General features: G+C 75.5%; 26 protein-coding genes and 1 pseudogene. 15 read left to right on the top strand and 12 right to left on the bottom strand.

Annotated features, from left to right (window positions below; all coding sequences use genetic code 11):
• Positions 1 to 14: 14 nt before the first annotated feature.
• The 3 genes from LY71_RS10930 to LY71_RS10920 form a co-directional block, all read right to left on the bottom strand.
• Positions 15 to 443, bottom strand: a complete 429-nt coding sequence (locus LY71_RS10930; RefSeq protein ID WP_106277304.1) for a GlcG/HbpS family heme-binding protein — start codon at positions 441 to 443, stop codon at positions 15 to 17.
• A gap of 53 nt (positions 444 to 496) precedes the next feature.
• Entirely contained in the window at positions 497 to 2,725 is a 2,229-nt protein-coding gene (locus LY71_RS10925) for a malate synthase G (protein WP_106277581.1), read from the bottom strand.
• A 157-nt stretch (positions 2,726 to 2,882) separates the two neighbouring features.
• A complete protein-coding gene (locus LY71_RS10920) occupies positions 2,883 to 3,608 on the bottom strand; it encodes an enoyl-CoA hydratase/isomerase family protein (RefSeq protein WP_106277301.1) in 726 nt (241 codons plus the stop codon).
• Between the two features lie 165 nt (positions 3,609 to 3,773).
• Here LY71_RS10920 and LY71_RS10915 point away from each other — a divergent pair, with 165 nt between their 5' ends.
• Positions 3,774 to 4,400 (top strand): sensor histidine kinase, encoded by a 627-nt coding sequence (locus LY71_RS10915; protein WP_106277299.1) that lies wholly within the window; start codon positions 3,774 to 3,776, stop codon positions 4,398 to 4,400.
• A gap of 22 nt (positions 4,401 to 4,422) precedes the next feature.
• Here LY71_RS10915 and LY71_RS10910 read toward each other — a convergent pair whose 3' ends face one another.
• The gene (locus LY71_RS10910) at positions 4,423 to 5,181 is read right to left on the bottom strand and encodes an SDR family NAD(P)-dependent oxidoreductase (protein ID WP_106277578.1); all 759 of its coding nucleotides are present in this window, start codon (positions 5,179 to 5,181) and stop codon (positions 4,423 to 4,425) included.
• 223 nt (positions 5,182 to 5,404) lie between these two features.
• Here LY71_RS10910 and LY71_RS10905 point away from each other — a divergent pair, with 223 nt between their 5' ends.
• Complete coding sequence (locus LY71_RS10905; RefSeq protein ID WP_106277297.1) at positions 5,405 to 5,968, top strand: DoxX family protein; 564 nt, start codon at positions 5,405 to 5,407, stop codon at positions 5,966 to 5,968.
• 20 nt (positions 5,969 to 5,988) lie between these two features.
• On the opposite strand, the gene LY71_RS10900 is transcribed toward LY71_RS10905, so the two are convergent.
• The gene (locus tag LY71_RS10900; protein ID WP_245887833.1) at positions 5,989 to 6,822 is read right to left on the bottom strand and encodes an HAD family hydrolase; all 834 of its coding nucleotides are present in this window, start codon (positions 6,820 to 6,822) and stop codon (positions 5,989 to 5,991) included.
• A gap of 5 nt (positions 6,823 to 6,827) precedes the next feature.
• Positions 6,828 to 7,850: a zinc-dependent alcohol dehydrogenase family protein gene (locus tag LY71_RS10895; RefSeq protein ID WP_106277295.1), complete on the bottom strand. Its 1,023-nt coding sequence runs from the start codon at positions 7,848 to 7,850 to the stop codon at positions 6,828 to 6,830.
• Between the two features lie 162 nt (positions 7,851 to 8,012).
• Here LY71_RS10895 and LY71_RS24470 point away from each other — a divergent pair, with 162 nt between their 5' ends.
• From LY71_RS24470 to LY71_RS10870, 6 genes are read left to right on the top strand one after another with little or no spacing between them, the layout of a single operon-like run.
• On the top strand, positions 8,013 to 8,147 hold the full coding sequence (locus LY71_RS24470; RefSeq protein WP_281261600.1) for a hypothetical protein: 135 nt from the start codon (positions 8,013 to 8,015) through the stop codon (positions 8,145 to 8,147).
• 12 nt (positions 8,148 to 8,159) lie between these two features.
• Entirely contained in the window at positions 8,160 to 9,023 is an 864-nt protein-coding gene (locus tag LY71_RS10890; RefSeq protein ID WP_106277293.1) for a patatin-like phospholipase family protein, read from the top strand.
• A 1-nt stretch (position 9,024) separates the two neighbouring features.
• Complete coding sequence (locus LY71_RS10885; protein ID WP_106277291.1) at positions 9,025 to 10,074, top strand: 1-acyl-sn-glycerol-3-phosphate acyltransferase; 1,050 nt, start codon at positions 9,025 to 9,027, stop codon at positions 10,072 to 10,074.
• 21 nt (positions 10,075 to 10,095) lie between these two features.
• Entirely contained in the window at positions 10,096 to 10,575 is a 480-nt protein-coding gene (locus LY71_RS10880) for a DUF2975 domain-containing protein (RefSeq protein ID WP_106277289.1), read from the top strand.
• Positions 10,575 to 10,820 carry a helix-turn-helix domain-containing protein gene (locus tag LY71_RS10875; RefSeq protein ID WP_106277287.1) on the top strand — a complete coding sequence of 82 codons (246 nt, stop codon included), beginning with the start codon at positions 10,575 to 10,577 and terminating at the stop codon, positions 10,818 to 10,820. The genes LY71_RS10880 and LY71_RS10875 overlap by 1 nt, the downstream gene beginning before the upstream one ends.
• Positions 10,817 to 11,998 carry an FAD-dependent monooxygenase gene (locus LY71_RS10870; protein ID WP_106277285.1) on the top strand — a complete coding sequence of 394 codons (1,182 nt, stop codon included), beginning with the start codon at positions 10,817 to 10,819 and terminating at the stop codon, positions 11,996 to 11,998. The genes LY71_RS10875 and LY71_RS10870 overlap by 4 nt, the downstream gene beginning before the upstream one ends.
• Here the strand turns inward: LY71_RS10870 and LY71_RS10865 are convergent.
• Positions 11,991 to 12,788, bottom strand: a complete 798-nt coding sequence (locus tag LY71_RS10865) for a phosphotransferase (protein WP_106277283.1) — start codon at positions 12,786 to 12,788, stop codon at positions 11,991 to 11,993. The genes LY71_RS10870 and LY71_RS10865 overlap by 8 nt on opposite strands.
• 64 nt (positions 12,789 to 12,852) lie before the next feature.
• Entirely contained in the window at positions 12,853 to 13,800 is a 948-nt protein-coding gene (locus LY71_RS10860) for a sugar-binding transcriptional regulator (RefSeq protein ID WP_106277281.1), read from the bottom strand.
• 164 nt (positions 13,801 to 13,964) lie between these two features.
• Between LY71_RS10860 and LY71_RS10855 the strand changes: the two genes are divergently transcribed.
• From LY71_RS10855 to LY71_RS10830, 7 genes and pseudogenes are all read left to right on the top strand, one after another.
• The gene (locus LY71_RS10855; protein WP_245887832.1) at positions 13,965 to 15,320 is read left to right on the top strand and encodes an ABC transporter substrate-binding protein; all 1,356 of its coding nucleotides are present in this window, start codon (positions 13,965 to 13,967) and stop codon (positions 15,318 to 15,320) included.
• Positions 15,321 to 15,390: 70 nt separating this feature from the next.
• Positions 15,391 to 16,356: a carbohydrate ABC transporter permease gene (locus tag LY71_RS10850; RefSeq protein WP_106277277.1), complete on the top strand. Its 966-nt coding sequence runs from the start codon at positions 15,391 to 15,393 to the stop codon at positions 16,354 to 16,356.
• A complete protein-coding gene (locus tag LY71_RS10845) occupies positions 16,353 to 17,246 on the top strand; it encodes a carbohydrate ABC transporter permease (RefSeq protein ID WP_106277275.1) in 894 nt (297 codons plus the stop codon). The genes LY71_RS10850 and LY71_RS10845 overlap by 4 nt, the downstream gene beginning before the upstream one ends.
• A gap of 24 nt (positions 17,247 to 17,270) precedes the next feature.
• Positions 17,271 to 17,477 (top strand): annotated as a pseudogene (locus LY71_RS24675) (alcohol dehydrogenase catalytic domain-containing protein); the annotation flags it as partial.
• A gap of 116 nt (positions 17,478 to 17,593) precedes the next feature.
• Positions 17,594 to 17,752, top strand: coding sequence for a hypothetical protein (locus LY71_RS24670; protein WP_245887831.1), 159 nt, complete (start codon positions 17,594 to 17,596; stop codon positions 17,750 to 17,752).
• A 26-nt stretch (positions 17,753 to 17,778) separates the two neighbouring features.
• A complete protein-coding gene (locus LY71_RS10835; protein ID WP_106277272.1) occupies positions 17,779 to 18,894 on the top strand; it encodes an ABC transporter ATP-binding protein in 1,116 nt (371 codons plus the stop codon).
• A gap of 34 nt (positions 18,895 to 18,928) precedes the next feature.
• Complete coding sequence (locus LY71_RS10830) at positions 18,929 to 20,431, top strand: mannitol dehydrogenase family protein (RefSeq protein ID WP_106277270.1); 1,503 nt, start codon at positions 18,929 to 18,931, stop codon at positions 20,429 to 20,431.
• Between the two features lie 13 nt (positions 20,432 to 20,444).
• Here LY71_RS10830 and LY71_RS10825 read toward each other — a convergent pair whose 3' ends face one another.
• The 4 genes from LY71_RS10825 to LY71_RS10810 form a co-directional block, all read right to left on the bottom strand.
• On the bottom strand, positions 20,445 to 20,849 hold the full coding sequence (locus tag LY71_RS10825; RefSeq protein WP_106277268.1) for a hypothetical protein: 405 nt from the start codon (positions 20,847 to 20,849) through the stop codon (positions 20,445 to 20,447).
• Positions 20,850 to 20,893: 44 nt separating this feature from the next.
• Complete coding sequence (locus LY71_RS10820; protein WP_106277574.1) at positions 20,894 to 21,397, bottom strand: VOC family protein; 504 nt, start codon at positions 21,395 to 21,397, stop codon at positions 20,894 to 20,896.
• 79 nt (positions 21,398 to 21,476) lie between these two features.
• Entirely contained in the window at positions 21,477 to 22,760 is a 1,284-nt protein-coding gene (gene phaZ, locus LY71_RS10815; protein ID WP_245887830.1) for a polyhydroxyalkanoate depolymerase, read from the bottom strand.
• 40 nt (positions 22,761 to 22,800) lie between these two features.
• Entirely contained in the window at positions 22,801 to 24,393 is a 1,593-nt protein-coding gene (locus LY71_RS10810) for an acyl-CoA synthetase (RefSeq protein WP_106277264.1), read from the bottom strand.
• Positions 24,394 to 24,590: the final 197 nt, after the last annotated feature.

Genomic DNA, 24,590 nt, shown 5'->3' with positions numbered 1-24,590 from the left:
CCGGGCCTCGGCGCTCAGTCCGGCTGCGCCTGCAGCCCGGCCGCCTCGATGCCGGCGACGGCGGCGGCCTCGTCGTTGTCGGAGGTGTCCCCGGAGACCCCGACGGCGCCGAGCAGCGTCCCGGACCCGTCCCGGACGAGCACGCCGCCCGGCACCGGGACCAGCGAGCCCCCGACCGCCGCGGTCGCGGCGGCGATGAAGTACGGCTGCTGCTCGGCCCGCGCCATGAGGGCCCGGGACCCCAGGCCGAGCGCGATCGCCCCGTGGGCCTTGCCGAACGCGATCTCGAACCGCTTGGTGGACGACCCGTCCTCGCGCTCGGCGGCGACGACGTGGCCACCGGCGTCGAGGACGACGACGGTCAGCGGCTTGAGGTCCTGGTCGCGCGCGGCGGCCCGCGCTCCCTCGATGACGGTGCGGGCGGTCTGCAGGTCGATGGCCATGGCGGCTCCTCCGGGTCGGGGACGGGTGGTGGGCGTCGGGGACGGGACCGTGCTCAGGACGCCGGGCTCGGCGCACCGTCCGCGACGACGGCCTCGCGGGCCTGGGCCTCCTCGCCGCCCTCGGTCGCCTTGGCCCGCTGCCGCCAGGTGGTCAGCGCCCGCTCGGTGTAGCCGTTCGGCTCCCGCCGCCCGGAGAACACGAGGTCCAGCGCGGCCTGGAACGACGGGCTGCCGTCGAGGTCGGCGCACATCGGCCGGTAGCCCGGCTCGGCGGCGTTCTGCTCGTCGACCACCGCCGCCATCCGGGCGAAGGTCTCGCGCACCTGGTCCTCCTCGACCAGCCCGTGGTGCAGCCAGTTCGCGATCTGCTGGCTGGAGATCCGCAGCGTCGCCCGGTCCTCCATCAGGCCCACGCCCTCGAGGGTCGGGACGGTCGAGCAGCCGATGCCCAGCCCCACCCAGCGGACGACGTAGCCCAGGATCGACTGCGCGTTGGTCTCCAGCTCGTGGCGCTTGCCGTCCTCGGGCAGGCCGGCGCCGCCGTCGGGGAGCACGGGCGGCACGAGCAGGCCGCGCCGGTCGGCCAGCGGACGCTTCCTGAGCTCCTCCTGGACGGCGAGCACGTCGGTCTCCAGGTAGTGCAGCGCGTGCAGCGTGGCCGCGGTCGGCGAGGGGACCCACGCGGTGTTCGCCCCGGCCCTCGGGTGCCCGCCCTTGGTGTCGAGCATCTCGCGCATGGCGGCGGGCTTGGCCCACATGCCCTTGCCGATCTGCGCCTGCCCGGCGAACCCGGCCCGCAGGGCCACGTCGACGTTGCGGTCCTCGTAGGTGGTCAGCCAGGTCTGCGAGCGCTGGTCGTCCTTGCGCACGACCGGGCCGGCCTCGAAGTCGGTGTGGATCTCGTCGCCGGTGCGGTCGAGGAAGCCGGTGTTGACGAAGATGACCCGGTCGGCCGCGCGGGCGATGCAGGCCTCCAGGTTGACCGACGTCCGCTTCTCCTCGTCCATGATGCCGATCTTGAGCGTCGTGGGCTCGAGGCCGAGCGCCTGCTCGACGGCGGTGAGCAGCTCCACCGACAGGGACACCTCGTCCGGGCCGTGCATCTTGGGCTTGACGATGTAGACGCTGCCGGTCCGGGTGTTGCTGTACCGCGCCTGCCCGCGCAGGTCGTACAGCGCGGCGGTCGCGGAGACGAGGGCGTCGAGGACCTCCTCGAGGATCGGCTCGCCGTCGGCGGTGCGGACGGCGTCCAGGCGCATGTGGTGCCCGACGTTGCGCACCAGCAGCAGCGACCGGCCGGGCAGGGTGAGCTCCCCGCCGTCGGCCCCGACGTAGGTGCGGTCGCCGTGGACCTCGCGGGTCACCGTCTTCCCGCCCTTGCCGAACGTCGCCGTCAGCTCGCCGGTGCGCAGCCCCAGCCAGGTCCGGTAGGCGCCGACCTTGTCCGGTCCGTCCACCGTGGCGACCGAGTCCTCCAGGTCCACGATGGTGCTCACCGCGGACTCCAGGACGGCGTCGGACACCCCCGCGTGGTGCTGGGTCCCCACCCGCGTCGACGGGTCGACCGTCAGCTCCAGGTGCAGCCCGTTGCGGCGCAGCAGCACCGCGGCCGGCCGGTCGCCGTCCCCGGGTCGGTGCCCGGCGAACTGCGCCGGGTCGGCCAGACCGGTGCTGCCCGCGGACGTGTCGACGGCGAGCTCGCCGGGGGAGGGCACCCGGTAGGCGAGGACGTCGGCGTGGCTGCCCTCGGCGAGCGGGAAGAAGCGGTCGAGCAGGCGGTCGGCCTCGGCGATGACCTGCGCGCCGCGGCGCTCGTCGTAGCCGGGAGCCAGCTCGTGCTCGGTCGGGAGCGCGTCGGTGCCGTAGAGGGCGTCGAACAGCGAGCCCCAGCGGGCGTTCGCGGCGTTCAGGGCGTAGCGCGGCACGGTCGCCGGCACCACCAGCTGCGGGCCGGGCACCTCGGCGATCTCCCGGTCCACCCGCGTGACCGAGACCGTGGGTTCCTCCAGCGGCAGCAGGTACCCGATCTCGGTCAGGAACGCCTCCAGCGCCTCGACGTCGCCGGCGCCGTGCTCGCGGTGCCAGTCGTCGATCTGCTGCTGCAGCTCGTCGCGGCGGGCCAGCAGCTGCGTGACCCGCCCCGAGAACCGCCTGTTCAGCTCGGCGAGGGTCGACCAGAACCACGTCGGCTCCAGGTCGAGCCCGGCCAGCAGCTCGTCGGCCACGAAGTCGCGCAGTGCGGGGTCGACCTGCAGTCCACCGGTAGCGGTTGCCTCACTCACGATCTCCACCCTCGTCCCTGTCGTGTCGGGAACCCGTCCCGCTCTCGCCGTCTCCTGCCCGGTGCAGACCGCGGTTGCACCTCCCGGGACGCTAGTGCCAGGAGCAGCACCCCACGACGACGGCCGGATCGGCCCGCGTCGGTCCGGGGTGGCGCTCTCAGCGCCGGGCGAGCGCGGCCAGCGCGGCCTCGATGCGCAGCCGCGTGTCGTCGGAGGTCCAGCCGGCCGTGACGGCTGCGTCGTCCCCGGCTGCCTCGATCGCCGCGTCCGCCGGCCGGTGCAGCGCGGTCTTGGCCAGCCGGTAGGCCTCCGGTGACCGGGCGGCCAGCTCGGTGGCCACCGCGACCGCCCGCGGCAGGAGCTCGTCGGGCGCGGTCAGCTCGTCGACCAGCCCCAGGGACAGCGCCCGCTCGCCGTCCACGGTCCGCGCGCCGAGCAGCACCTGGCCCGCCCGGGGCCCGAGCGCGTGCCGGACGATCTCCAGGGCCGGCGTCGGGAAGGGGACGCCGACCACCAGCTCGGTCAGCCCGACCCGCCCGCCGGACAGCAGCCGCAGGTCGCAGGCGAGCGCCAGCACGCACCCGCCGGCGATCGCGTGCCCGTTGACCGCCGCGACCGTGGGCCGCGGGTGGTCGAACACGGCGCGGAACGTGCGGGACAGCGCCGCCAGGAGCTGCTCGGTGTAGGGCCGGCCGCCGTCCAGGATGCGGCGCAGGTCCACCCCGGCGGAGAACGACGAGCCGCTGCCGGTGACCACCAGCGCCCGGTCGGAGGCGGTGACCGCCTCGGTGAGGGCCTCCAGCAGCTCCACGTCGAGGGCGCCGACCCGCCCGTGCTCGATGCGCAGGACGGTGACCTCACCGCGGTCCTCGATGGCCAGCACCCGGTCATCCTCCACGCCCCCGGGAACCGGCACCAGGAACCCGATCCGCGGTGCGGGTCGTTCCCCGGGTGTCACCGCCGGCCGGCAGGGGCTGCCCGCAGTCCCCGCCCCGATCCGCCGGACCCGCACCGGCCGCCCGACGGAAGCCCACGGAACGGAGCCCCCATGCCTGTCCAGCAGTACGCCGCCGGCGCCCTCGACGTCGGGGACGCGCACGGCGCCCTCGTCCGCGAGGCCGCCCTGGTGCACGCGCGGGCACGCGCCGCCGAGCACCTGGTCCGGGAGGACCCGGTGGCCGCCGCGCGGGCGCTGCGCGGCCTGACCCGGTCCAGCGGTGCGGTGGTCGACGCGCTGCGTGCGAGCAGGTCCCAGCCGGTCGCGGAGGACCCCGGTTCCGTCGCGCTGGCCGACCTGCTGGGCGGCTTCCGCGCCTCCGGGGGCTCGGTCCGGTTCGCCGCCGCCGGCCCGGAGCAGCGGCTGTCACCGGAGGGCGAGGCGGCGGTCCGGTGCGTGCTGGGAGAGGTGCTGGCGGCCGCGCGGGGGTCCGGGACGCTGTCGGTGTCGCTCACCTGGTCGCCGTCGGACCTGGACCTGCTGGTCGTGCTGACCCCGCCACCGGGCGACCGGGGCGGCCGGGGGACACCCGTCACCGCCGACGACCTGGTGCGTTCCGCCGAGGCGGTGCGGACCGCCGGCGGCACGGTGCGACTGGAGCTGCCGGCCGCCGGGGGGTCCGTCGTGGTCGTGTCGCTCCCGGTCCCCGCGGGCGCGGGCACGGGGAGCGGGAGCTGACCCGCGGGAGGGGCGGCCCTCGTCAGCCGCTGAGCCCGCCGTCGATCGTGAAGGTGCTGGCGGTGACCATGGCGCTGGCGTCCGAGGCGAGGTAGAGCGCGGCCTGGGCGATCTCCTCGACGGTGGTGTGCCGGCCCAGCGGGATCATGCCGTCGAAGACCTCGGCGGCCTGGGCCTGCGGCAGGCCGGTCGCGGCCATCTCGATGGCGTCCTGGAACGGCGTCGACGTCGGGCCGGGGTGCAGGGTGTTGACCCGGATCCGGCGGGCGGCGACCTCCTTCGCCGCCGCCCGCATGAGCCCCACCTGACCGTGCTTGGCGGCGACGTAGGCGCTGGCCTGCGCGAACCCCATGAGGCCGACGACGCTGGAGGTGATGATCACACTGCCGCCGTCGGTCAGCCGGGGGAGCCCGTGCTTGAGGACGTGGAAGGCGCCGGTGACGTGCACCGCCAGGGTCCGCGCGAAGACGTCGCCGGGGTAGTCGACGATCGGCGCCACCGCGCCGCTGATGCCGGCGTTGCTGAGCAGCACGTCCAGGCGCCCGAAGCGCTCGAACCCGGCCTCGACGGCGTCGTGGACCGCCTGCTCGTCGGTCACGTCGGCGACCGAGGCCGAGGCGCGGTCGGACCCGAGCTGGTCGACCGCCTCCTCGAGCTTCCCCTCCTGGATGCCGACCAGGTGCACCCGGGCGCCCTCCCGGGTGAACAGCCGGGCACAGGCGAGCCCGATGCCGCTCTCGCCTCCGGTGATCACGGCCACCGCGTCGTCCAGCTGGCCCACGGCGATCGCCTCCTCGTGTGGGATCGGGGTCGTGCCCCGTGGGTGGGGGGCGAGTATCGCGGCCCGGCCGCGGTCCCGGGGCCGGTCGCGGCCCCGCACCGGGCCGGGTGGTCCGGCGTCGAGGCCGGCGCCGCCGGCCGCGTGGGCGGCGGACGGGCGCGGGCAGACAGGCGTGCCGCGGTCGGGCAGGCTGTCCCCACGCACCGGAACCCCGGGAGGGGACATGACCATCGGACGTCTGGGAGCCCGGCTCCTCATCGGCGGGCTCTTCGTCGGCCACGGCACGCAGAAGTTGTTCGGCTGGTTCGGCGGCCCGGGCCGGGCCGGCACCGAGGGCATGATGGAGGCGCTCGAGATGCGGCCGGCGAAGGTGCACGCCACGCTCGCCGGGGCCACCGAGACCGCCGCCGGTGCCCTGCTGGCCGCCGGGCTGGCGACGCCGCTGGCCGCCTCGGCGATCACCGGCGTGATGACCACCGCCATCCGCAAGGTGCACCTGCCCAACGGCCCGTGGAACGCCAACGGAGGCTGGGAGTACAACGCCGTCCTCATCGGTGCGGTGACGGCCCTGGCCGAGACCGGGCCCGGTGAGCTGTCGCTGGACCACGCGCTGGGCATCGAGCGGCGCGGGCCGGCCTGGGCGCTCGCCGCGCTGGCCACCGGGGTGGCGACGTCCTTCCTCACCGTGGAGCTCGGCCGCCGCGGCCGCCCGGGCGTCACCGCCGCCCCGGCCGCGACGGCCTCGCCGGAGGACACCGCCGGGGACCCCACCACCGCCGGCGCCTGAGCCCGGCGGCCCCCGCGGGTTCAGCCGCGGAGGGCCGCGAGGAGCGCGTGCAGGTCGTCGACCTCGACCGCCGGGGGAGGACCGTCCGCGTCCAGGTGGTGTCCCGGGCGGCGCAGGCGGACGACCGGGATCCCCGCCTCCAGGGCGCCGCGCACGTCGCGGGCCGAGGTCGCCACGTGCACGAGCTCGCCGGCCTGCTCACGGGCGCGGCGGTAGATCTCCCGCGCGGGCTTGTAGGCGCCCAGCCGCTCGGAGGTGAGGACCTCGGCGTCCGGGACCAGCGCGGCGACGCGGGTGCGGGCGAACACGGCGTCGTCGACGTTGGACAGGACGCCGGTGCGCCGCTGCCGGGCGACGGCCGGCAGGCCGGTGGCGACGTCGGGCCACAGCGGCCAGTCGCCCACGCTGCCCAGGAGCAGCCCGACGTCCTCGCCCGCGTCGCCGGCGAGACCCAGCTCGGCGTAGGCGCCCGCGAGCGCGCGCCGCGAGTGCTCGGTGAACGGCACCCATGTCGTGAGGTCGCGCTGGGAGGCCTTGTTGCGCCGGTCCCACACGTCGTAGACCCGCTCGCCCGGGAGCGGCCATCCGCGGCGTCGCGCGAGGTCCGCGAACACCGCCGACCCGCCGGCGCGGGAGTCCACGAGCGCGCTGAACAGGTCGAAGGTCACGAGCGCGCCCCGCGGGTGCTGCTCCACGTGCGCCTCCTCCACGGTGCGGGGGTCAGGACGGCGGTCGGTCGCGCCCTCGGGCAGCGACCACGTGCTCCAGTGCGTGCGCGCGCCGGGGGTGGACCGGACCAGCGCGACGGTCAGCCGCGACGGCTCGCTCCCGCTGTGGACCGGCGTCGCGTGCACCTCCTTCAGGGGCGCAGCAGGGTCTTGATCGCGCGGCGCTCGTCCATCGCCCGGTAGCCCTCGGCCGCCTGGTCGAGGGGCAGCTCGAGGTCGAAGACGCGGCCGGGGTCGATCTGCCGGGCGCAGATGAGGTCGATCAGCTCCGGCAGGAAACGGCGCACCGGGGCGGGGCCGCCGTGCAGGTGCACGCCGGAGGAGAACAGCTCCTCGCCCGGCAGGGAGACGTCGTGGGAGACGCCGACGTAGCCGACGTGCCCGCCGGCGCGGGTGGCGCGGATGGCCTGCAGCATCGACTCCTGGGTGCCGACGGCCTCGATCACCGAGTGCGCGCCCAGGCCACCGGTGAGCTCCCTGACCTCCGCCACCCCCTCGTCGCCGCGGGTGGTCACCACGTCGGTGGCGCCGAACTCCCGCGCCAGCGCCTGGCGGTCGGCGTGCCGGCTGAAGGCGACGACCCGCTCGGCGCCCAGCCGGCGGGCGGCCAGCACGCCGAGCAGGCCGACGGCGCCGTCCCCGACCACCGCGACGGTCCTGCCCGGGCCGGCCTCGGCGGCGACGGCGGCGAACCAGCCGGTGCCCAGCACGTCGGAGGCGGCCAGCAGCCCGGGGACCAGGTCGTCGGCGGGGGTGTCGGGGGTGGCGACGAGGGTGCCGTCGGCCAGCGGGATGCGGGCGTACTCGGCCTGCGCGCCGGTGGGCGCGCCGGGCTGCCGGTTGACGCAGTGCGTCTGGTAGCCCGCCCGGCAGATCTCGCAGGTGTTGTCGGAGGCGAAGAAGGAGCCGACGACGAACTGGCCGGGCCTGATGGTGGTGACCTCGCTGCCGACCTCCTCGACGACGCCGACGTACTCGTGCCCCATGGGGGAGGGGCCGTCGACGGGCTCGATGCCGCGGTAGGGCCACAGGTCCGAGCCGCACACGCAGGACGCGGCCAGCCGGATGACGGCGTCGGTGGGCTGCTCGATGCGCGGGTCGGGGCGGTCCTCGACGCGGACGTCGCCGGGGGCGTACAGGACGGTTCCTCGCACGGTGCTGTTCCTCTCTGTCGGACCTGCGGCCGGGCCCCTCGGAGAGGAACCGGCCGGCCGGTCCCTCCCACGGAACCCCGGCCGGGGCCCGCGTGGGGGGTCGGGTCCGTCGGGGGTACCGCCACGACCTCCCTCCCGCGGCGGGCCGCCGTACCGTCGAGGGTGGACGGGCGCGCCGGGATCCGCGACCTGCTCGGCACCCGCCGCGCCCGGACCGCGCCCGGGCGAGCGGGGTCGCTGCCGGGTGCCCGGCCCGCGCCGGGGGACGACCGGGTCGGGGGCGCCGGGGCCGCGTGACACGATGCGGCCATGGCGTCACCACCGCGTCCGGGAGCGACCGGTGGCACGGCGTTCGTCCTCGGCGGCGGGGGCGTGCTCGGCGCGGCCGAGGTCGGCATGCTGCAGGCCCTCCTCGAGCGCGGCGTCCGCCCCGACCTGGTCGTGGGCACCTCGGTGGGCGCGATCAACGGCGCCGTCGTCGCCGCCGACCCGGGCCCGGCCGCGGTCGACCGGCTGCGCGCCGTGTGGGAGCAGCTCGCCGGCCAGGGGGTGTTCGCCGGCTCGGTGTTCGCCCGGGTGGGCACCCTGGTGCGCACCCGCACGCACCTGCACCCGCGGGAGCCGCTGCGCGAGCTCCTCGAGAGCCACCTGCCGGTGCCGACCTTCGCCGACCTGCAGGTCCCCTTCCAGTGCGTCGCGGCCAGCATCGAGCGGGCCGCCGAGCACTGGTTCACCGACGGTCCGCTCGTCGACGCCGTGCTCGCCTCCTGCGCGGTGCCCGGGCTGCTGCCGCCGGTGCGGCTCGGCGGCGAGCACTACCTCGACGGCGGGCTGGTGCACAGCATCCCGGTCGGCCGCGCCGTCGCCCTCGGCGCGAGCACGGTCTACGTGCTGCACGTCGGGCGGATCGACCGCCCGCTGCGCCCGCCGGCCCGCCCCTGGGAGGTGGCCACCGTCGCCTTCGAGATCGCCCGGCGGCACCGGTACGCCGCCGACCTGGCCACGCTCCCGGAGGGGGTCACGGTGCACGTGCTGCCCGCGGGCGACCCGGCGCCACCGGGCACCGGCACCCTGCGCTACCGCGACTTCTCCGCGGTGCCCGGCCGCATCGAGCGGGCGCGCGCCGCCACGGGGGAGCTGCTGGACCGGATCGCCGCGGAGGGAGGGGTCTGAGGTGCTGCCACCCCGCCGGGTCCGGAGGGTCGCCGGCCCGCTGCTGATCGGCGCGCTGGTGCTCGCCGTCGCCCTGCTGCCCGTCCTCGTCGTGGTCGCGCTGGTCGCCTCGCTGTTCCTCCCCGGCAGGCTGCGCGCCCTGCGGCTGCTCGGCTTCGGCCTGGTCTACCTGGCGCTGGAGGTGGCCGGGCTCGCGGCCGCGGCGGTGCTCTGGCTGGCCAGCGGCCTCGGCCGGCGGCTGGCGACACCGGCGTTCCGGGCGGCGCACTACACGGTGCTGCGGCTGCTGCTCGACGCGCTGGTGCGGGCGGCGCAGCGGCTGTTCGCGCTGCGGCTGGTCACCGACGGCGAGTCGTGGTCACCCCTGGACGACGGCGTGCCCGGCTCGACGAACGCCATGGTGGTGCTGTCCCGCCACGCGGGCCCGGGTGACTCGTTCCTGCTGGTGCAGACGCTGATGAACCGCGACCACCTGCGCCGGCCGCGGATCGTGCTCAAGGACCTGCTGCAGGCCGACCCACTGATCGACGTCTACCTCAACCGGCTGCCCAGCACCTTCGTCTCCTCCGGACCGGGCGCCGGCGAGCGCGCGGAGGCCGCGATCGCCGAGCTGGCCCGCGACCTCGGCGAGGAGGACGCGCTGCTGATCTTCCCGGAGGGCGCGAACGTGACCCCGGAGCGCCGCGTCACGGCCCTGCGGCGGCTGCGCGAGCGCGGGCTGCTGGCAGCGGCGCGCCGGGCCGAGGCGATGCGCCACCTGCTGCCGCCGCGCCCGGGCGGGGTGGCGGCGGCGCTGCGCGCGGCCCCGCACGCCGACGTCGTCCTCGTCGCGCACACGGGGCTGGAGCACCTGAGCACGGTCCGCGACGTCTGGCGCGGCCTGCCCGTGGACAAGACGCTGCACCTGCGCTGGTGGTTCGTCCCGGCCGCGGAGGTGCCGCGGGAGGAGGCCGAGCTGACCGACTGGCTCTACCGCTGGTGGGCCACCATCGACGAGTGGATCAGCGCGACGTCGGACGACACGCGGCAACAATCTATTGACTCTCGATAGGTAGTCATCGACGATCGGTTCGTGGTCACCGCTCGCCGGGCCGTCGTCCCGCTCCGCGTCCTCCTCGTCCTGATCTTCGGGCTGCTGGTCGTGCTCGAGACCGTGTCGCTGCCCGGCCAGTTCGCGCACCTGGCCGAGGAGCGTCCCGACCTCGCCCACCTGCGGTGGCCGCTGACCGCGGTGACGGTCTTCTGGGTGGTCTGCGCGCAGGTGGTGGTCGTGGCCACCGCGAAGCTGCTCACCCTGTTCGAGCAGGACCGCATCTTCAGCGACGGCGCCTCGCGCTGGGTGGACCTCGTCCTCGGGGCCATCGGTGCCGGCTGGGCCGTGCTGGCGGTCGTGACCGCCGGTGTGCTGCTCACCGCGGACGACCCCGGCCTGCCGCTGCTGCTCCTGCTGGCGGTCGCCGGGGTGGGTGCGCTCGGGCTGCTGATCGTGGTCGTGCGGGCGCTGCTGCGGCAGGCGACCTCGCTGCGGACCGACCTGGACGCGGTCATCTGATGGCCATCGTCGTGCGCATCGACGTCGAGCTGGCGCGTCGCAAGATGAGCGTGGGGGAGTTCGCCGAGCGGGTGGGGCTGACGCCGGCCAACGTGGCGGTGCTGAAGAACGGCCGCGCCAAGGCCGTCCGGTTCAGCACGCTGGAGGCCATGTGCCGGGTGCTCGGGTGCCAGCCCGGCGACCTGCTCGAGTGGGTCCCCGACGAGCACGAGGCGCCGCACCCGGTGCAGGAGGCGGCCCGGTGAGCCGGGGCCCGGTCGGCGAGGAGGTCGACGTCCTGGTCGTCGGCGCGGGGCTGGCCGGGCTGCACGCCGCCACCCGGCTCGCCGGTGCCGGCCACTCCGTGCTGCTGGCCGAGCGCCGGCCCGCGCTGGCCGGCGCCGTGCGGACCACCGGCATCTTCGTCCGCAAGACCCTCGACGACTTCGCCCTGCCGCCGGAGTGCCTCGGGCCGCCGATCCGGCGGGTGGTGCTCCACCCGCCCGGGCTGCGCCGCCCGGTGACCCTGGTCAGCGAGCGCGACGAGTACCGGGTGGGCGACATGGGCCCGCTCTACGCCGCCGCGGCCGGCACCGCGGTGCGCGCCGGGGTGCGGCTGGCACTGGGCACCCGCTACGCCGGCCGGCGGGACGGCGTGTCCCTGCTGGTGGGTCCCGGCGGGCCGGCCCGGGTGCGGGCCCGCTTCCTCGTCGGCGCCGACGGCGCCCGCTCGCACGTCGCCCGCGACCTGGGCCTGGACCGCAACCGGCACCTGCTGGTCGGCGCCGAGGAGGTCTCCGCCGTTCCCGACCGCGGGCTCCCCCCGGCGTTCCACTGCGTGCTCGACCCCTCGCTGGCGCCCGGCTACCTCGCCTGGGTGGTCGACGACGGCCGGCACGCGCACATCGGCGTGGCCGGGTACGCCGAGCGCTTCCCCGGCGGCCTGCGCCGCACGCTGGCCCGCTTCGCCGCCACCGCGCCCGGGCTGGCCGGCCTCCCGCGCCCGGCGGAGGTGGAGCGGCGCGGCGGCCCGATCCCGGTGGGCGGCCTGCTGCGCCGGATCGGCTGCGCCGACGGGCTGCTCGTCGGCGACGCGGCCGGCGCGGTGTCCCCGCTGACCGCCGGCGGCCTCGACCCGTGCCTGCGGCTGTCCGACCTGGCCGCCGACGTCCTCGACGAGGCGCTGCGGACCGGCCGGCCCGACGCGCTCGCGGCCTACGACGGCGCCGCGCTGCGCGCCGCCTTCCGCGGCCGGCTGGCGCTGCGCCGGGGGCTGGCCCAGGTGCGCACGCCCGCCGTCGCCGCGGCCGCGTTCACCCTGCTGCGGACGCCGCCCGGGCGGGCCGCGGCCCGCCGGGTGCTCTTCGGCGACCGGTCCTTCCCCGACGCCCGGCCCGTCCGGGTCGCACCCCGCCCGGCCGCGGCCGGCGCCGGGCTCAGCTGAGCGCGTCGCGCAGCAGGTCGGCCGAGTCCAGGTACCACTGGCGGGTCTCGGCGGCCCGCCGCATGGCGCCCCCGGCCCACCAGTAGCGGGCGAAGGCGGCGTGGCCGTTGGCGGCGGCGGTGGTGACGACGTCGTAGCACCACTCGTGGTTGGCCAGCACCGCCGCCGCCAGCCGGTCGCGGCCGGCGCCGTCGAGCCCGTAGGCGTCGGCGAACACGCGCAGCCGGCGCAGCGCCCGCCCCCGCCGGGCGTCGTCGATGTGGCGGTCGGGGCGCAGCGGCGCCCACAGCCGGACGGCACAGGCGACGTCCCACAGCCGGCTGCCCGGACTGGCCAGGTCGAAGTCGATGAGGGCGACCGCCCGTCCGCCGCGGAAGACGACGTTGTCCAGGTTGACGTCGTTGTGGCTGACCAGCTCGCCGGCGAAGTCCGGGGGCGGGGACGCCGGCCAGGGGTGCGGCGCGGGGTCGAGGCCGGCGACCGCGCGGTGGTAGTCGCGCAGCAGGTGCGCCACGCTCACCAGCGCCGCGTCGGTGAGCGCCTCCGCCGGGTGCGGCGCGGTCGCCGCGCGGCCGGGCACGTAACTGAGCACCTCGCGGCCCTGCTCGTCGATCCCGAGGAACCTCGGCGCCCCGGGGAACCCGACCCGCTCCAGGTGCTCGAGCAGCGCGTGGGTGGCCGGGCTGGAGGGCCGCAGCGGCCGGCGGACGGTGTCGCCGACCCGCACCACCCGCCCGTGGTTGGTGGTGCCCCCCTCGAGCGGGACCTCGCGCTCCTGGTGCCCGGGCACTGGCCTCCTCGCGGGACTCGTCGGGCGGGACCGGCCGGGCGGACCCGACGGGCGGCGCCGGGCCTCAGTCGCCGAGCACGGCGTGGGCCAGGGCCGTGTGGGTCACGATGCCACCGACCAGGCCGCTGCGGAGGGCGGCGCGGACGGCGGGCGCCTTGGCCGTGCCGTAGGGGAGGACGAGCACCTCCGGGATCTGCCGCAGCTGCTCGGCGCCGATGCCGATCATCCGGTCGGCCAGCCCGGTCGCGACCGGCTCGCCGTCGGCGGACAGGAAGACGCCCGAGACGTCGGCGACCACCCCGAGCCGGTCCAGGGCCGCGCGGTCCTCCTCGGACACCGCGTCGTACAGCGTCGACTGGCCGGGTGCCCACAGGCCCACGCCGGCGACCGCCCGGGTCACGTGCGGGAGCTGGGCGAAGGCCCGGGCGACCTCGGGCTGCCGGCGCAGGGCGGCGGCGGTCGCGGCGTCGGGGACGGTGAACGGCGCGTAGAACACGTACGCCGTGCCGCCGGAGGCCCGGGCCACCCCGCGGACGACGTCGACCGAGGTGTCGGGGCCGCCGGGTACCGACAGCACCCCGGTCAGCTGCACCACCGGCGTCCCGGGCAGCGGCGGCAGCGCCTCGGCCATCGCGCTCACCGCCCGCGCCCAGGCCAGCCCGAGCACGTCGTCGGGGGTGACCACCTCCGCCAGCAGCCCCGCGGCGGCCCGGCCCAGGTGGCCGCGCAGCGACGCGTCGTCGTCGTCCGGGGTGTCGACGACGACGGCGTGCTGCAGGCCGTAGCGGTCGCGCAGCCGGACGGAGAGGTCGACGTCGATGCCGCCCTCGTGGCGGATCTCGATGCGGACCAGGCCGCTGCGGCGGGCGGCGTCGAGCAGCCGGGCCACCTTGAACCGGCTGAGCCCGAACTCGTCGGCGATCTCGACCTTGGAGCGGCCGTCGAGGTAGTAGCGGCGCGCGATGGAGGCGCTCAGCACGATCCCGGCCGGCCCGACGTGGTCCTCCGCCATGACCCCTCCTGCTGCTCATCTGAGCACCGCGCGGCTCACTGTGGCACAACGCCTTGACGCAGGGTCCGGTGCCGGTGAGACTCACGCCACACACATCTGAGTGACACCTCGCTCAAACGAGCGACATGGGTCACCGGGATGGGGGGACGCCGGTGTCCGGACACGTGCGACCTGCTCCCGCCGCCGTCGCGGCCGTGGTGGTGGCGCTGGGGGTGAGCGGGTGCGCCGGGTGGGGCGGTGGCCCCAGCGCCGGCGGGCCCGACACGATCAACGTGCTGATGGTCAACAACCCGCAGATGGAGGACCTGCAGCAGCTGACCGCGGAGCACTTCACCGCCGAGACCGGCATCACGGTCAACTACACGGTGCTGCCGGAGAACGACGTCCGCGACAAGATCAGCCAGGAGTTCTCCAGCCAGGCCGGCCAGTACGACGTCGCCACGCTGAGCAACTTCGAGATCCCGATCTACGCCCGCAGCGAGTGGATCGCCCCGCTCGACGACTACGTCGAGGCCGACACCGGGTTCGACCAGGACGACGTCCTCGCGCCGCTGACCGCGTCGCTGTCCGGCGACGACGGCCGGCTCTACGGCGAGCCGTTCTACGGCGAGTCCTCCTTCCTGATGTACCGCACCGACGTGCTGGAGGCCGCGGGCATCGAGATGCCGGCCGACCCGACCTGGCAGGAGGTCGCCGAGATCGCGGCCGCGGTCGACGGCGTCGAACCGGGGATGGCCGGGATCTGCCTGCGCGGGCAGCCCGGGTGGGGGCAGGTCTTCGCGCCGCTGACCACCGTGGTCAACACCTTCGGCGGCACCTGGTTCACCGAGGACTGGGAGCCGCAGGTCGACAGCCCGGAGTTCCGCGACGCGGTGCAGTTCTACGTCGACCTGGTGCGCGCGCACGGCGAGACCGGCGCACCCCAGGCCGGGTTCACCGAGTGCCTGAACAACGTGGTCCAGGGCAACGCCGCGATGTGGTACGACGCCACCTCGGCGGCCGGCTCGCTGGAGGCCGAGGGGTCACCGGTCAAGGGCCTGATGGGCTACGTGCCCGCGCCGGTGGTCGAGACCGACAGCTCGGGGTGGCTCTACGCCTGGTCCTGGGCCATCCAGCAGGCCAGCACCAAGAAGGACGCCGCGTGGGAGTTCGTCTCCTGGGCCTCGAGCCGGGAGTACGAGGAGCTCGTCGGCGCCGAGCTCGGCTGGTCGCGGGTGCCCGCCGGCAAGCGGGCCTCCACCTACAGCAACCCCGACTACCTGGCCGAGGCCTCCGCGTTCGCCGAGCCGACCCTGGCCGCCATCCAGGCCGCCGACCCCGACGACCCCGGCGTGCAGCCGCGGCCGGCGCCCGGCATCCAGTTCCTCGGCATCCCCGAGTTCCCGGACCTGGCCACGCAGGTGTCGCAGGACGTGAGCTCGGCGATCGCCGGCCAGATAACCGTCGACGAGGCGCTCGCCCGGGGCCAGGACCTGGCCGAGGACGTCGCCGAGCGCTACCGCGAGCGCGAGTCGGGATGAGCGGGCGACCCGCCACCCGGACCGGTGAGACCGCGGGCCCCGGACCGGCCCGCGAGGGGGAGGAGCGGCCATGAGCACGACCATCGAGCGCAGGCGCGACGACGTCGGGACACCGCCGCCCCCGCCGCCCTCCGGGGCGCTGCGGCGCACGTCGGACTGGGCCCGCCGCGCGCCCCTGCTGCCGGCGCTCGTCTTCACGATCGTGGTGACGCAGCTGCCCTTCGTCGTCACGCTCGTCGTGTCGTTCATGGACTGGAACGCCTACTACCCCGACGAGCGCGGGTTCACCGGCTTCAGCAACTACGCCAGCGTGCTCACCGACGTGAACATGCGCGAGGCGATCCTCACCACGGTCGTGCTCACCGTGGTCGTCGTCCTGGTCAGCCTGCTGCTGGGCCTGGGCATCGCGCTGCTGCTCGACCGGCAGTTCCGCGGCCGCGGCGTGGTGCGCACGCTGATGATCACGCCGTTCCTCGTCGTCCCGGTGGCCGCGGCGCTGCTGTGGAAGCACGCGCTGTTCAACCCCGAGTACGGCCTGCTCAACGGCACGCTCACCGCGATCTGGCGCCTGTTCGGGTCGCAGGACGCGCCGCAGCCGGACTGGATCACCACCGCGCCGCTGGTCTCGGTCGAGATCGCGCTCGTCTGGCAGTGGACGCCGTTCATGATGCTGATCCTGCTGGCCGGGCTGCAGAGCCGGCCGCTGGACGTCATCGAGGCCGCGCGCATCGACGGCGCGAGCAGCTGGCAGGTCTTCCGCTACATGACGTTCCCGCACCTGCGCCGCTACCTGGAGCTGGGCGCGCTGCTGGGGTCGATCTACATCGTCCAGAACTTCGACGCGGTCTTCACGATCACGTCCGGCGGGCTGGGCACCGCCAACCTCCCCTACGTCATCTACCAGACCTTCTACCAGGCGCACGACTACGGCCGGGCGTCGGCGGCGGGCGTCGTGGTGGTCATCGGCACGATCGTCATCGCCACGCTCGCGCTGCGGACGGTCTCGACGCTGTTCCAGGAGGAGAACGCGCGATGAGCTCGGTCACCGACGTCGCCCCGGTCGCCGCCACCCGCACCCCCGGCGGCGAGCCGCGCCGGCCGCGCAAGCCCCGCGGCGGCGCCCTGCTCGCCCTGCTCGCCTGGCTGATCGGGATCCTGTTCGTCCTGCCGGTCCTCTGGATGGTCCTGACGTCGTTCCACAGCGAGCAGGACGCCGCGACCAACCCGCCGTCGGTGCTCGCCCCGCTCACGCTGGAGGGCTACCGGTCCTTCTTCGGCATCGGCACCGGCGCCAACCCCTGGCCCTCGCTGCTGAACTCGCTGACCGCCAGCGTGGTGTCCACGGTGATCGTGCTGCTGCTGGCCATCCCGGCGGCGTACGCGCTGTCGATCCGGCCGGTGCGCAAGTGGACCGACGTGCTGTTCTTCTTCCTGTCCACCCGGATGCTGCCGGTGGTGGCCGGCCTGCTGCCGATCTACCTGTTCGCCCAGTTCAGCGGGCTGCTGGACAACATCTGGCTGCTCATCGTCCTGTACACCGCGATGAACCTGCCGATCGCGGTGTGGATGATGCGCTCCTTCCTCGCCGAGGTGCCGGTGGAGATCCTCGAGGCGGCGTCGATGGACGGCGCGGGGCTGCTGCTCACCCTCCGCCGGGTGGTGGCGCCGATCGTGCTGCCGGGCATCGCGGCCACGTCGCTGATCTGCTTCATCTTCAGCTGGAACGAGCTGCTGCTCGCCCGCACCCTCACCGGCACCGTCGCGCAGACCGCGCCGGTGTACCTGACCGGCTTCGTCACCAGCCAGGGCCTGTTCCTCGCCCAGGTGTGCGCCGCGGCGTTCGTGGTGTCGCTGCCGGTGCTCATCGCCGGGTTCGCCGCGCAGGACAAGCTGGTGCAGGGCCTGTCGCTGGGCGCCGTGAAGTGAGGGCCGTGCCGTGAGGGCCGTGCCGTGAGCGCCGCGGTGCTGCGCGGCCCCGGCGACGTCGTCGTCGAGGAGCGCCCGGTCCCCGAGCCGGGCCCGGGCGAGGTGCTCGTCCGCGTCACCGCGGTGGGGGTGTGCGGCTCCGACACCCACCACCACGACCACGGGCGGATCGGCCGCCCCGTCGTGGAGGCCCCGCTGGTGCTCGGCCACGAGGCGGCCGGGGAGGTGGTCGCGCTCGGCCCGATCGTGGCCGCCCCGGCCGTCGGGCAGCCGGTGTCGGTCGAGCCCGGCGTGCCCGACCTGCCTGCGCGCAGTGCCTGGCCGGCCGCTACGACCTCTGCCCGGGCGTGCGCTTCGCCACCCCGCCGGTCGACGGCGCGCTCGCCGAGTACGTCGTCGTGCACGCCGCCTTCGCCCACCCGGTGCCCGACGGCCCGGGCGACGCCGCCGCCGCGCTGCTCGAGCCGCTGTCAGTGGGCCTCTGGGCGTGCCGCCCCGGCCCCTGACCCCCGTCCCGCAGGAGGAGAGACCCATGGCCTCGGTCACCTACGACGCCGCCAGCCGCATCTACCCCGGCGCCGACCGGCCCGCCGTCGACTCGCTGGACCTGGAGATCGCCGACGGCGAGTTCCTCGTGCTGGTCGGCCCGTCGGGCTGCGGCAAGTCCACGTCGCTGCGGATGCTGGCCGGCCTGGAGGACGTCGACCGCGGCGCCATCCGCATCGGCGACCGCGACGTCACCCACCTGAAGTCCAAGGACCGCGACATCGCGATGGTGTTCCAGAGCTACGCGCTCTACCCGCACATGACGGTCGCGGACAACATGGGCTTCGCGCTGAAGATCGCCGGCCGCAGCCGCGAGGAGATCGCGCAGCGGGTGGCCGAGGCGGCGCGGATCCTCGACCTGGGGGAGTTCCTCGACCGCCGGCCCAAGGCGCTGTCGGGCGGGCAGCGGCAGCGGGTGGCGATGGGCCGGGCGATCGTGCGCGATCCGCAGGTGTTCCTGATGGACGAGCCGCTGTCGAACCTCGACGCCAAGCTGCGGGTGCAGACCCGCACCCAGATCGCCGCCCTACAGCGCCGGCTGGGGACGACGACGGTCTACGTCACCCACGACCAGGTCGAGGCGATGACGATGGGCGACCGGGTGGCGGTGCTGCGGGCCGGCGTGCTCGAGCAGTGCGACACCCCGCTGCGGCTCTACCAGGAGCCGGCCAACGTGTTCGTCGCCGGGTTCATCGGCTCGCCGGGGATGAACCTCGCGGAGTTCACCCTCGACGACGGGCACGCCGTCCTCGGCCGGGCCCGCATCCCGGTGCCGACGGCGGCGCTGAGCGCGCTGTCGGCGGAGGGCGCGCGCACCGTGGTGGCCGGCTTCCGCCCGGAGTCGCTGGAGCTGGTCGGCGAGGGCGAGCCCGGCGCCTTCCCGGTCGACGTCACCGTGGTGGAGGAGCTGGGCTCCGACGCGTTCCTGCACGGCTCGCTGCCCGACCTGCCCCCGGACTCCGGCACGCTCAGCGACAGCATCATCGCCCGCGTCGACCCCACCCGGCCGCCGGCCAAGGGGGAGCGGGTGCACCTGCGCATCCAGCCGGGCCGGGAGCACCTGTTCTCCCCGTCGTCCGGCCGCCGCCTGCCCGCCGCCTGACGCCGCGCCCACCCCACCCTCCCGGGAGGCCCCCGTGCCACCGCTCGCCGCCGCCACGCTGCCCGCCCTCGCCGGCTCGCTGCCGGTGCCGACCTACGACCGCTCCCGGGTGCGGGCGGGCATCGTGCACCTGGGGGTGGGCGCGTTCCACCGCTCCCACCAGGCGCTCTACCTCGACCGGCTGCTCGCGGCCGGTCAGGGGGAGGAGTGGGGGATCTGCGGGGTCGGCGTGCTGCCCGCCGACCGCGCCATGGCCGAGGTGATGGCGGCCCAGGACTGCCTCTACACCCTCGTCGTCCGCCACCCCGACGGGTCCGCCGAGGCGCGCGTGGTCGGCTCGATCGTGGAGTACCTGCTCGCGCCCGACGACCCCGACGCGGTGGTCGAGAAGATGGCGGCCGAGACCACGCGGATCGTCTCGCTGACGGTCACCGAGGGCGGCTACGCGCTCGACCCGGTCACCGGGCGGTTCGACCCGGCCGACCCCGGCGTCGCCCACGACCTGGTGCCCGGGGCGACGCCGTCGACCTGGTTCGGCCTGCTCGCCGAGGCGCTGGTGCGCCGCCGCGACCGTGGGCTGGCGCCGTTCACCGTGGTGTCCTGCGACAACGTGCAGCACAACGGCGACGTCGCCCGGCGCAGCTTCGCCGCCTACGCGGCCCGGCGCGACCCCGACCTCGGCGCGTGGGTGGAGCGGGAGGTGGCCTTCCCCAACTCGATGGTCGACCGGATCACCCCGGCGACCACCGACGACGACCGCGCCGACGTCGCGCAGCGCTTCGGCGTGGAGGACGGCTGGCCGGTGGTGTGCGAGCCGTTCGTGCAGTGGGTGCTCGAGGACCGCTTCCCGCTCGGCCGGCCGCCGCTGGAGCAGGCCGGCGTCCAGGTGGTGGCCGACGTGGAGCCCTACGAGCGGATGAAGCTGCGGCTGCTCAACGCCGGCCACCAGGCGCTGGCCTACCTGGGCACCCTCGCCGGGTACCGGCTGGTGCACGAGGCGGCGCAGGACCCGCTGTTCCAGCGGCTGCTGCTGGGCTACATGGAGCAGGAGGCCACCCCGACGCTGCTGCCGGTGCCCGGCATCGACCTCGACGCCTACCGCCGGGAGCTCATCGAGCGGTTCGCCAACCCGGCGATCCGCGACACCCTGGCCCGGCTGGCCTTCGACGGGTCCGAGCGGCTGCCCAAGTGGCTGCTGCCGGTGGTGCGCGACAACCTGGCCCACGGCGGCGAGGTCGCCCGCTCGGCCGCGGTGGTGGCCGGCTGGGCCCGCTACTCCGAGGGTGTCGACGAGCAGGGCGCCCCGATCCCGGTCGCCGACCGGCGCAGCGCGCGGCTGGCGGCCAACGCCCGCCGCCAGCGCGAGGACCCGCTGGCCTTCCTGGCCGACCGCGAGCTGTTCGGCGACCTGGTCGACGACCCGCGGTTCACCACGCCGTACCGGGCGGCGCTGGCGTCGCTGTACGAGCGCGGCGCCCGGGCGACCGTGGAGGACGTCGTCGCCGGCACCGTGCCCGCGGTCACCGGCGGGGGGTGAGCCCTCGGGAGCCTCAGCCGGCGTCGAAGAGCACGACCTCGTCGGGCCGGGCCGTGAACGGGTTGGCCCACTCCGAGGTCGCGCCGGTGATCGGCGCGGCGTCGGTGACCACCACGTGCGGCGTGCCGGGGTAGACGGCGAGCACGCGGGTGGGCGAGGTCAGCGTCTCGGTGTGCTCGAGCAGCTCACCGCGGCGCAGCAGCCGCGTCGTCCGCCGGCCGCGCAGCTCCGCGCCGACCTCGGCCACCCACTCGGCGCCGTCGGCGGAGAAGGTGATCGAGCGCACCCGCCGGCCCGGGGGCGCGGGCGCGCAGCCGGCGAACTCGGCGAGCGCCTCGTAGAGCCGCTCGGCCTGCTCGTCGTCGCTCGCCCGGGGGAGGAAGAAGGCCACCACGCCGGCGATCCTGCCCGGCGCCACCGACGGTCCCGCCGCACGGCACCCCAGAGCACTCCTGGCACGCCTCAGAGCACGTCGGAGCCGTACATCTCGCCGAGCGGGTCGGCGATGAGCTCGATGCGGGCGCCGTCGGGGTCGCGGAAGTACACCGAGACGCCGCTGTGCACCTCGTGCGGGACGCCGGCGTCGGCGAGCCGGGCCACCAGCTCCTCCCACCGCTGCGGCTCCATGCTGATCGCCATGTGGTGCAGCCCGCCGAGCACCTCGGCGTAGGGGCCGACGTCGAGGCCGGGGAAGTCGAAGAAGGCCAGCAGGTTGCCGTGGCCGATGTCGAAGAAGAAGTGCGAGGAGCCGGGGTAGTCGCGGTTCTCGATCAGCTCGGTCAGGGGGAAGCCGAGCACGTCCTGGTAGAAGCGCACGGTCGCCTCCACGTCGCTGCTGATCAGCGCGGTGTGGTGCAGGCCGCGGGCGGTCGAGGGCGGGCGCTCCCCGGCGGGCCGCAGGTGGGCGGCGCGGATGCGGGCCCGCTCGGCCTCGCGGGCGGTGGGGTCGGGTGCGGTCGCGGTCATCGCGGGGGTCTCCTCGGTCGGGCCGGTGTCGTGCGGGCGATCGTCGCAGGACACCGGCCCGGCCGAGCAGGCGTGCGGGTCAGCGGGCGTGCGCCGCCACGGGTGCGTCCTCGTTGGCCGCGACGAACGACCGGACCACCGGGTAGATCTCGGCCTCCCAGCGGGCACCGGCGAAGACGCCGTAGTGGCCGGCGCCCTGCTGCAGGTGGTGGTGGTGCCGCTCGGCCGGGATGCCGGTGCACAGCGCGTGCGCCGCCTCGGTCTGCCCGGGGGAGCACAGGTCGTCCTGGGCGCCCTCGACGGTGAGCAGCGCGGTGTCGGTGATCGCGGCGGGGTCCACCGGCTGCCCGCGCCAGGTGAACACGCCGCGGGGCAGGTCGTGCTCCATGAAGACGCGCTGCAGCGTCTCCAGGTAGAACTCGGCCGGCACGTCCATGACCGCGCCGTACTCCTCGTAGAAGGCGCGGGTGGTGGCCGCGGCCGCCTCGTCGCCGGCCACCATCGAGCGGTACATCTGCAAGTGGGCGCGCACGTGCCGGCGCGGGTTCATCGACATGAAGGCGGTCAGCTGGGTGACGCCGGGGTACACGCGGCGGCCGGCGCCGGCGTGGCGGGCGGGCACGGTCGTGGTGAGCAGCCGCTCGTAGCGCTCGATCGGGTGCCGGCCGGCGCCGGCGTTGACGCGGTTGGGGTTGACCCGGGTGTCGATCGGCCCGGCGATCAGCGTCAGGCTGCGCGGCTGCGCGGGGTCGCCGGCGGCGGCCATCACCGCGACGGCGGCGAGCACCAGGGGCGCGGGCTGGCACACGGCCAGCACGTGGGTGTCGCGGCCCAGGTGCCGCATCGCGGCCAGCACGTGGTCGACGTACTCGTCGAGGCCGAAGCGGCCGGCCGCCAGCGGCACGTCCCGGGCGTTGTGCCAGTCGACGACGTAGACGTCGTGGTCGGCGAGCAGGGTCCGCACCGTGGGGCGCAGCAGCGTGGCGAAGTGCCCCGAGATCGGCCCGACGACGAGCACCTGGGGCTGACCCGCGACGTCGGGCTTGCCGAAGTGCAGCACGTCGGCGAACGGCGTGGACAGCACCGGCTCCACGACCACCTCGGCGCTGCGCCCGTCGACGTCGACGGCGTCGATGCCCCACTCGGGCCGCACGTGGGTGGGGCGCGCCTCCGCCAGCACCCGGCAGGCGGCCCGCAGCCGGCGCGGCCCGGGCAGCCCGGCCAGCGGCGCCGGCAGCGCCTCCAGCGCCCGCGCGGTGAGCGCGGACGTCGTCCGGGCCGGTGCGGTCAGCCGCTGCTGCCACTCGTAGGCGGTGTAGAGCACGGGTGGGTCCTCCTGGGTGTCGGGTGTGGTCGGGACCACACCCGGCCGACGGTAGGCGACGGGAGCCCGATCGGCGCGCTCATCCGGCCAGGTCGGCGTACGTCGTCCGCAGGTCGCGCTTGAGGATCTTGCCGCTGGCGTTCTTCGGCAGGGCGTCGGCCAGGGCCACGTGGCGGGGCGCCTTGAACCCGGCCAGGCGCTCGCGGCAGAAGGCGACCAGCTCCTCGGGCCGCACCGGCTGCCCCTCGCGGGGGACCACCACGGCGGCCACGGCCTCGATCCAGCGCGGGTGCGGCACGCCGAAGACGGCGACCTCCGCCACGGCGGGGTGCTGGTAGAGCACCTCCTCCACCTCGCGGCTGGCGACGTTCTCCCCGCCGGTCTTGATGACGTCCTTCTTGCGGTCGACGACGGTGACGTAACCGTCCTCGTCGGCCACGCCGAGGTCGCCGCTGTGGAACCAGCCGTTGCGGAAGGCCTCCGCTGTCTTCTCCGGGTCGTTCCAGTAGCCGGCCGTGGCGTGCGGGCTGCGGTGCACGATCTCGCCCTCCACGCCGGGGCCCACCGGGCGGTCCTCGTCGTCGACGAGGCGGGTCTCGCTGTTGACCACCGCGGTGCCGGCCGACCCCGGCCGGCGCAGCTGGTCCTCGGGGGAGAGGACCAGCGCCAGCGCGGACATCTCGGTCTGGCCGTAGAAGTTGAACAGCGCCATCCCGGGCAGCCGGCGGGACAGCTCCTCGACCACGGCCACCGGCATGATCGACGCGCCGTAGTAGCCCTTCGTCAGCGAGGACAGGTCGCGGCGGTCGAAGTCGGGGTGTCGCAGCAGCCCGATCCACACCGTCGGCGGGCAGAACAGGCTGGTGATCCGCTCGCGCTCGACCGTCTCCAGCACGGTGGCCGGGTCGGGCCCGGGCAGCACCACGTTCGTCCCGCCCAGGTAGAGGTTGGGGTTGAGGAAGCAGTGCTGCGCGGCGACGTGGAACAGCGGCAGCGCGTGCAGCGCGACGTCGTCGGCGGTGTAGCGGCCGTGGACCACGCAGCTGACGTACTGGCTGACCAGGCTGCGGCTGGTCATCATCACGCCCTTGGGCCGCGACTCGGTGCCGCTGGTGTACATCAGCTGCAGGACGTCGTCGTCGGCCACCGGCACCTCCGGGGGCGAGGCGTCCGCGTGCACCGTCCAGGTCTCGTAGGCCTCCCAGCCCTCCGGCGGCGCGGCGTCCCCGCCGGCGAGGACGCCGCGCACCCGGACGTCGCCGTCGCGGCCGGACAGCCGCAGCGCCTCCTGCGCCACCGGCAGCAGCGCGGCCTCCACGACGACGCCGACCGTGCCGGAGTGCTCCAGCACGTAGGCGACCTCACCGGCCTGCAGCATGAAGTTCACCGGGACGGCGATGGCACCCAGCCGGGCCAGCGCGAAGGTGAGCACCACGTAGCCGTCGTCGTTGTGCGACAGCAGCGCCACCCGGTCGCCCTTCGCCAGCCCCCGGTCGGCCAGCGCGTGGGCGGTGCGGTTGGCGACGGCGTCGAGCTCCGCATAGGTCCAGGACCGGTCGCCGAAGCGCAGCGCGGTCCTGCCCGGCGTGCGGGCCGCCGAGCGGTGCAGCAGGTCGCCGAGGGCGTGCCCGCGGGCGGTGGCGATGGTCGCGGTGAGCTGGTCGTCGAACACGGGGGGCTCCTTCGCCGCCGTCGGTCCCGGGGGTGCGGGTGTAGCAGCCGCGGACACCTGCCGTCGAGCGACCGACCGGTCCTGACACGGCCGGGGGCCCCGGACAATGTGGACGCCACCCGCAGGAGTGGCCCCGGCAGTGTGGTGCGGACACGTCCGCGGCGCTGAAGGAATCAGACCGTTCCGTCTCGTATCAC

Source organism: Geodermatophilus tzadiensis, from assembly GCF_003002915.1.
GTDB lineage: Bacteria > Actinomycetota > Actinomycetes > Mycobacteriales > Geodermatophilaceae > Geodermatophilus > Geodermatophilus tzadiensis.
Note: the sequence above shows the minus strand (reverse complement) of the source record. Positions and strands in the feature narration are given on the sequence as shown.

Excerpts from the sequence above, each read along its gene's own strand:
- LY71_RS10905 (WP_106277297.1), top strand. The coding sequence starts at position 5,405 with ATGACCATCGGACGTCTGGGAGCCCGGCTCCTCATCGGCGGGCTCTTC.
- LY71_RS10915 (WP_106277299.1), top strand. The coding sequence starts at position 3,774 with ATGCCTGTCCAGCAGTACGCCGCCGGCGCCCTCGACGTCGGGGACGCG.
- LY71_RS10890 (WP_106277293.1), top strand. The coding sequence starts at position 8,160 with ATGGCGTCACCACCGCGTCCGGGAGCGACCGGTGGCACGGCGTTCGTC.
- LY71_RS10820 (WP_106277574.1), bottom strand. The coding sequence starts at position 21,397 with ATGACCGCGACCGCACCCGACCCCACCGCCCGCGAGGCCGAGCGGGCC.
- LY71_RS10875 (WP_106277287.1), top strand. The coding sequence starts at position 10,575 with ATGGCCATCGTCGTGCGCATCGACGTCGAGCTGGCGCGTCGCAAGATG.
- LY71_RS10850 (WP_106277277.1), top strand. The coding sequence starts at position 15,391 with ATGAGCACGACCATCGAGCGCAGGCGCGACGACGTCGGGACACCGCCG.
- LY71_RS10930 (WP_106277304.1), bottom strand. The coding sequence starts at position 443 with ATGGCCATCGACCTGCAGACCGCCCGCACCGTCATCGAGGGAGCGCGG.
- LY71_RS10845 (WP_106277275.1), top strand. The coding sequence starts at position 16,353 with ATGAGCTCGGTCACCGACGTCGCCCCGGTCGCCGCCACCCGCACCCCC.
- LY71_RS10860 (WP_106277281.1), bottom strand. The coding sequence starts at position 13,800 with ATGGCGGAGGACCACGTCGGGCCGGCCGGGATCGTGCTGAGCGCCTCC.
- LY71_RS10835 (WP_106277272.1), top strand. The coding sequence starts at position 17,779 with ATGGCCTCGGTCACCTACGACGCCGCCAGCCGCATCTACCCCGGCGCC.